Origin of the sequence: Pantoea sp., assembly GCF_039594315.1 — a bacterium.
GTDB lineage: Bacteria > Pseudomonadota > Gammaproteobacteria > Enterobacterales > Enterobacteriaceae > Pantoea.
Genome location: NZ_JBCNNP010000093.1, coordinates 1 through 6,624, shown reverse-complemented (window position 1 = coordinate 6,624; position 6,624 = coordinate 1). Strand labels below are relative to the sequence as shown.

Sequence of the window (6,624 nt, the reverse complement as noted above, 5' to 3'; positions counted from 1 at the left end):
GTCGTTCAACCTTAAAGTGTAATTGCAACTGATACTGATACTGTTCGCAACGGCGACCGGAGAAAACGAGATGATGACCACCGCATTTATTCACGATTTGATCGACTGGATTGACAACAATATTGAAGCGCGTCTTGATCTGGACACCGTCGCAGGGCGCGCCGGTTACTCAAAATGGCACCTGCAACGGATGTTCAAAGAGCACACCGGTTTGCCACTGGGCGAGTACATTCGTGAGAAGAAGCTGAAGAAGTCAGCGGATCGCCTGACGACCAGCAACGAACCGATTCTCAATGTGGCGATTTCACTGGGCTTCGATTCGCAGCAGTCGTTTAACCGCAGCTTCAAACGCCAATACGGCGTAGCGCCGGGAGCATGGCGTCGTCACGCCGCGCCAACCTCCAGCGCGATGCAGTAATCCTCCGCCAGGGCCAGCATTGCTGGCCCGCGTTATGTTCTGCTGTCAATTCCCCGCGCTAAATCTGCTACTATCGTCGTCCTGTCTTTCAGGATGTCATCATGTCAAAGAAACTCTGGTTTGCTGTCATTGTGCTGTTAGCCGCGCTGTGGTTCGGTCTGAAACCGCATTTGTCCAACAAATGGGCGACCAGCCACCCGGACATCTCGCAACTCACCGATGCCAACACCGTGGCGCGTTGGGTGCAGCAGCATCATCAATTACCCGACTTTTATCTCACCAAAAGTGAAGCGCGTCGTCAGGGCTGGAATCCCGGTCGCGGCGATTTATGCGACGTATTGCCAGGCCGTGCGATTGGCGGCGATCGCTTCAGCAATCGTGAAAAAAGATTGCCGATCAAAGCGGGGCGTCAATGGTACGAAGCCGACGTCAATTATGATTGCGGCCACCGCGATGCTGATCGTCTGCTTTACTCTTCTGATGGGCTGATTTTCCTCACCACCGATCACTATCGCAGCTTCAAGCAGGTGCCTTAGCATGTTGATGCTCCACTTTGACTTTCAGCGCTTGCCCGATCGCCAGGCGTTTTACCGCGCGCTGGTGGATCAAAGCGCCTGTCCGCTGGATTTTGGCAACAATCTGGATGCTTTGTGGGATTGGCTAACCGGCGGCATGGCGTTGCCGGCGACGATCTATTTACGTCATAGCGAGGATGCGAGCGCGGAATGTGCGCCGCTATTGGCGCTATTGGAAGAGGCGCAGCAGCAGTTGGAAGGCGAGCTGCGCCTGGTACGTGAGTAGAGAATCAGGCGTGTAGCGGCAACAGTAAAATCGCCAACATCTGACGCGCATTCGCCGGTAAATCGCCACCGCCGGTATAACCATTATTCTCAACGATCACCGAATTCAAACCCACTAACCAATCATAAATGTAATACGCGGTGTGATTGGCGGGTGCGGCTGATAAACGGGTCAAACGCTGTCCCGGCGAGAAACTGACGCTTGGCGCAGGCGGACGGGCAAAAATCGTCTGACCGCGATTAACACGACTTTCCGGGCGTTCATTTTCTGGGCGCTGTAAAAAGCCTAACCAGGCGACAAAATCGCCTAACACCGTCATCGCGCGTGAAACCTGGCGATCGGTACGCGCTTCATGTGCGCTGGCCTGCGCATCCGGCTCATTCAGTGTGCTTTGTAGTTTGCTCAGCACCTTGAGGCGGAAGCTGGCGGTGATCAACTCTTCAACCAGCATCTCCATGGTCGGCTTATCAACGTTCAGCAGCGCCAGCAGGCTGCGGCTTTCAGGCAATTGGCGTAAATGTTCCAGCCACAGCGCAAACACCTGTTGCGGGAATTGTTGATCGCGCTGACCGCCGGCATTGCGCGGCTCGGCAGGCGCCACCGGTTCATCTTTGAACAGATCGAATTCGAAACCGATGCCAAAATAGCTCTGCTCAGCGGCGGCGGTTTTAGCGCTGTGCTGGCTCACGTTGGTGTTACTTTGGCTCAGCCATAACTGGCGCACCGCTTCGCGCGAGGGCTGCAAACGCTCCAGCAGTTCGCCGTGCAAACCGGTGCGATGTTGCAGGCATTTCAGCAGCGTATCGGAAATGGCCTGCTTACGCGCCGCCTGCTCGGGCGTGGCGCTGGATTCGGTCCACGGTTGCAAACGTTCCACCAGCTTCTGTTGCAGCGCGCCGAGTTGCAGCGCCAGACGATCGCGGCGTGCTTCGGGCTGCATCTCATCCAACAGCCAACTGCCCATGCGATCCACACCTGCGCGATCCAGCGCCAGCATCGAGCCCCAACTTTGTCCAGGCTGACCGATCTGACGTTGTACCGCTTCATCAACGTTAATCTGCTGCTGCTGATAACGCGCATCGTGAGGCGTGATGGCCCAAATCAGACGTGGCTTCTCGCCGCTGGCAGCGACATTTTGATGGATGTGCCACTCGCGCAGCGCGTTGGCGGCCATATCGGTATCCTGGCGCTGGCTGGCAGCGGTACAAATCAGCATCAGATCGATGCCCTGACGCGCGGCATATAAACCCGGCAGCAGCGCACGTTTTTGTTCCAGCAAGCTGGCGCGCAGCGGATCGCGTTTACGCAACCGCGCCAACTCCTCTTGCTGGGCGCGATCGGCTGGGGTGCCCGGTGCAGGCAGCTCCAGCATGTCGGCGTCATCGTACAGCGCCTGGCGCGGCGTAGAACTGAGCGGCAGGGTGATTTCCAGCGTTAACAGCGATAACAAACCCAGCGGCACATGCTGCGCTTTACCCACGCGATTGGCGACAATCGGGCACACTTCGATCATTTCCTGCCAATCCGCTTCATTGCCGATCAGTTTTTCCGCAGGCAGAGCCGCATCATCGACCAGCAAGCTAAGTGGGGCCAATAAACGCGGTGCCTGGCGCAGTTGGTGACGCAAATGCATCAGGCTGCGCAGACTTTCGTTCAGCGCGCTTTGGCCCGGCCACAGCAGTGCAAACAGCTGCACGCGGTCATCGACACTCAGCCACGGCGCGAGCGCAACCGCCTGCGGCCAGAAATGACGATCAAGAATTTCCGCATGACGATGATGGCGACGGCTCCAAGCCCACAAGGTGATCAGCGCATCGCTGTCCAGGCCGGGCTGTTCTTCATCCTGACGATGGCGCTGCAAGCGTTGCAGCGCCGCATCAATTTGCGCGCTATCCGGCTGTTCCTCGGTTTTGGCGCAGGCCAGCATCAAGCGGATCAGTTCCACTTCGTTCAGCAGCGTCATCTCCAGCGGCCAGGCGTTGGATTGGGTTTCGCGTTGATGGCTGAAGCGCGTGGCGATGGCAAAATCGAGATTGCCGGGATTGATGTTCTGGAAATAGTTCAGCGTTTTGTCGCCCAAACGGGCAATCAGTTGGCCTTGCGCATCGCCGACCATTTCGCTCAGCAGCCAGGCTTTACCCGCTTGCGATTGCCCAAACAGCGCCAACGTTACTGGACGCGCCAGTTGACGCGCCAGCGCATGGCTTTCCACGCGTGCACGGCGCAGTTGCAAGGTTAAGGTTTCGGCTTCCAGCGCCAGACGCGGCGCGTGCGCCTGATGGGTTTCAACCCAATTCAGCGCGCCATCCAGCGTTTCCTGCATCAAACTCAGACGTTTTGCTGGCGTTACCGAAGTGGCTTTCTTGGCAGTTCTCATCGTTTACAAACGCTCCCGCTGTCGATCCAATATTGCGCATTCGCGTTGCCAGTGGCGGACAGCGTATTCAGTTTCAGGCTCAATTGCTCCAGCGGCACCCGCGTGCCGTCATCCATGCGCGCATCGCTTAACACTAAACGCTCTGGCCCCAAGTTGTCCGGCCCCGGTTGGACGGCCAACCTGATGCGCAGCACGCTTTCGCCCGCCACCTGACGCGCCAGCGTGGGATCAACAATGCTCAGGCTATACAGCGGAGAAGCCGGCCAGCGATCGTTTTCCAGCTGACGGAAGCCGAGACAGACGTTGCCGCGAATGCGGAAGCTGCTCTTGCGATCCAGCGCGAAGCTGTGGCTGTCGAGGTCGATTTCGCTATAGCACAGATTATCGTCGCTCAACGCCGACGTCTCATCCAATACGCCGAGATAGCGAATGGTGGAGTACGGTTCGAAATCACCGGCGCGGAACCAGAAGCTGCTCAAGCGCAGATCCAGCGCCAGCAAGCACAGCATCGCGCCGACCGCGGCGGTGGATTTCGGGTTATCAATGCGGCCTTGCTTATTGAACGGATACCAATCGCTGGTGTGATAGCCTTCCAGCGACAAAATGCGGCTGCCCGGCAGCGGCTGCAAATGGCGCACCAGCGCCTGAATGCCAGGGAAGCGCGACGGGCGACCGGTCAGCAGCAACACATCGCACTGATACAGCGACACCACTTCGCACATCGCGCGCAGTGCTGGAATGATCGCCATACGATGTTGCAGGAATTCGCCGTGCAGCTGCGCCATGCTGACCACCAACGGCACGTCCAGCAGATCAAAACGGCTATCGCCGCCCAGCGTGCGCTGAATCTCACCGTTAACAAATGCCAGCACGCTGCTGGCCGGTTTCTGTGGCACCAGCTCGCCAAACAGCGCATTGATTTCGCTGTGGCTGTCGAGCGGGTTCCAGTTTTCATAACGTTCCAGCACCGCCTGCGCCAGCGGAATAAACAACTGCAAAGTGACCTGCTGGCGCAGCGTGGCTTGACCATCCATGCGGCTGTCGTGACCGAACAGCTTGTTCATCAGCGGTTCAGCCAGCGTCAAACCGGCTTTCTGCAAACTTTGCTGCAAGGCAGGCAGAATCCACAATTGAATCACATCCAGCAGAATATCGTCGCCCGCGACTTTAAAACCTTCGCGGAACAGCAAGCGCGGAGTGATTTTAACGTTGTTGCCCTGGCCGTCATCGAGGCGATATTGGGTGATGGCTAAATCGGTGGTGCCGCCGCCAATATCAATCGAGGCAATGCGCAAGCTTTTACCTGGCAACTCATCGGCTTCACGTGGGCGATCGGGGCGCGCCATGGTGCTGAAGAAATCTTCGGCGCGACCGGCAAAGTTGACCTGCGTTTCGTTGAACAGCCACACCATTTGGCCGCAGGTGGCTTCGTCCCACTCCATCTGCACATCGGGCACCGGACGCAGGCTTTTGGCCTGGTTGGCGGCAGTAAAATCGTCTTCCGCCGGATGCCAGCCTTCGGCTTTCCACACCAACGCGATGGCTTCCTGCATGCGGCGACGGAAAATCTCGCGTTCGGGTTTTGGCATCGCCGAAGGCAAAGTGAGGATCACATGACGCAACTGACGTGGTGCCTGGCTTTGCGGCATGCGCTGACGCTGCGCCACGCTGTTCATCTGCATCATCGCCTGCGCCAGCAGTTCGCACAGCATAAAGGTCATTAGCGAGCTACGGCTGTAGCTGGCAGAAAACACCGGCAAACGGTCGTCTTCCGCCAACGCGTGCAACGGTTGACCTTCATCATTGATCAATAAGGTAAACGGCAATGCGGTGGCTTGCGGCTCATCGCTGCTGCCGTGCGCGTTGAAGCGCCAGCCTGGCTGATAACGCGCTTCATCCCACAGATAACGACGCGGGCTGGATAAGCCGGTGCTGCCTTCGGTACCGGCGCGCAGCAGCGCTAAACGGCTGGCTTCGCGGCCCACACGCGTTAGGGAAGGCCACATAAAGGCGTTTTCACGGCCGCTTTCCAGCGAGAAGTTGGCTTTGCCAAAGCGGGTTTCAGCAAATTCCAGGCGGCTATCGAACAGTTCGTTGTAGACCTGATGCGGTTCAGACAGATCGCGCAGCTGCAATTCATAAGTCTGGCGCAAACCGCTGCTCTCTTCGGCGTGATCTTCCACCAAAATGCCGCAGGTATGCGAGTTGCCAACATCCAGAATGATATCGACGTTAACGGCCGGGGTTTGCAGCGAGGTGGCTTGGATGTAAATCTCGGCGAGATCGAGCTGTTCACCGAGCAGTTCCAGCAGATTGAGATAGTGCGCCTGATATTCAAACTCGCGCAGCGCTTGATTCAGCTCTTGTTCACGGCGCGATTCTAATTCATGCACCTGCTGGCTAAAGGTTTCACGCAGCCAGCCATCTACCCAGGTGTGATCGAGGAATTCACCCAGCTCGTAATTGTGCCAGGCCAGGGCGAAACTGACGCCGTTTTGCGCATCAGCCTTGCTTAGACCGTGCTGCTCGCCGCCATCTTGCTCGGCGACGATGCGGGTATCAAAGGCGAGGGTGATGCGATGGGTATTCCCGGCTGCGTCAGGCTGACTGAGCGGTGCCAGATGCAGGCGCGCCCAGTTATCCGGGCCGCCAATAAAGCGGCGACCGCTGGTGCAGCGCAATACCGGCAGCGGCAACCATTGATGGGCCAACAGTTTAAGAGAATCGGCCAGTGCGATATCCGATTCCGGGCGCACCACTTCAGCCGCGCCGCCATCTTCCGGATACAGCAGGAATTTGCCGCTGTTGCCGTCAACATTCAAACGCAGCAACGGGCCATTAGCGGTTTGACGCACGAACTGACGACGCGCCTGCAATGCAGGTAAGCGCAAACCAAAATCGAGAAACTGCACACCGCTATCTTCAATCAGCGTGATTTTCTGTTTGTCATCGATGAGGGGAGCCAACATGTTTACTTACTCTCACGCTTAATCGTCAACGGGAAGACCTGATCTGCGCCGTATTGCGC

General features: G+C 57.5%; 5 protein-coding genes. 3 read left to right on the top strand and 2 right to left on the bottom strand.

Annotation, left to right across the window (positions count from 1 at the left end):
• Positions 1 to 70: 70 nt before the first annotated feature.
• The 3 genes from ABDW13_RS23010 to ABDW13_RS23000 all read left to right on the top strand — a co-directional run bounded on the left by ABDW13_RS23010 (position 71) and on the right by ABDW13_RS23000 (position 1,219).
• Complete coding sequence (locus tag ABDW13_RS23010; RefSeq protein ID WP_343554825.1) at positions 71 to 418, top strand: helix-turn-helix domain-containing protein; 348 nt, start codon at positions 71 to 73, stop codon at positions 416 to 418.
• A 101-nt stretch (positions 419 to 519) separates the two neighbouring features.
• Positions 520 to 954, top strand: a complete 435-nt coding sequence (locus ABDW13_RS23005) for a ribonuclease domain-containing protein (protein WP_343554824.1) — start codon at positions 520 to 522, stop codon at positions 952 to 954.
• A gap of 1 nt (position 955) precedes the next feature.
• A complete protein-coding gene (locus tag ABDW13_RS23000) occupies positions 956 to 1,219 on the top strand; it encodes a barstar family protein (protein ID WP_343554823.1) in 264 nt (87 codons plus the stop codon).
• A 4-nt stretch (positions 1,220 to 1,223) separates the two neighbouring features.
• Here the strand turns inward: ABDW13_RS23000 and ABDW13_RS22995 are convergent, their stop codons facing one another.
• Together ABDW13_RS22995 and ABDW13_RS22990 are read right to left on the bottom strand one after the other, a co-directional pair.
• The gene (locus tag ABDW13_RS22995) at positions 1,224 to 3,596 is read right to left on the bottom strand and encodes a virulence factor SrfC family protein (protein ID WP_343554822.1); all 2,373 of its coding nucleotides are present in this window, start codon (positions 3,594 to 3,596) and stop codon (positions 1,224 to 1,226) included.
• Positions 3,593 to 6,565 carry a virulence factor SrfB gene (locus ABDW13_RS22990; RefSeq protein ID WP_343554821.1) on the bottom strand — a complete coding sequence of 991 codons (2,973 nt, stop codon included), beginning with the start codon at positions 6,563 to 6,565 and terminating at the stop codon, positions 3,593 to 3,595. Before ABDW13_RS22990 ends, ABDW13_RS22995 begins: the two co-directional genes overlap by 4 nt.
• Positions 6,566 to 6,624: the final 59 nt, after the last annotated feature.

Bases quoted from the DNA above. Each gene is read 5' to 3' on its own strand.
- ABDW13_RS23000 (WP_343554823.1), top strand. From the start codon at position 956: ATGTTGATGCTCCACTTTGACTTTCAGCGCTTGCCCGATCGCCAGGCG.
- ABDW13_RS23010 (WP_343554825.1), top strand. From the start codon at position 71: ATGATGACCACCGCATTTATTCACGATTTGATCGACTGGATTGACAAC.
- ABDW13_RS22995 (WP_343554822.1), bottom strand. From the start codon at position 3,596: ATGAGAACTGCCAAGAAAGCCACTTCGGTAACGCCAGCAAAACGTCTG.
- ABDW13_RS22990 (WP_343554821.1), bottom strand. From the start codon at position 6,565: ATGTTGGCTCCCCTCATCGATGACAAACAGAAAATCACGCTGATTGAA.
- ABDW13_RS23005 (WP_343554824.1), top strand. From the start codon at position 520: ATGTCAAAGAAACTCTGGTTTGCTGTCATTGTGCTGTTAGCCGCGCTG.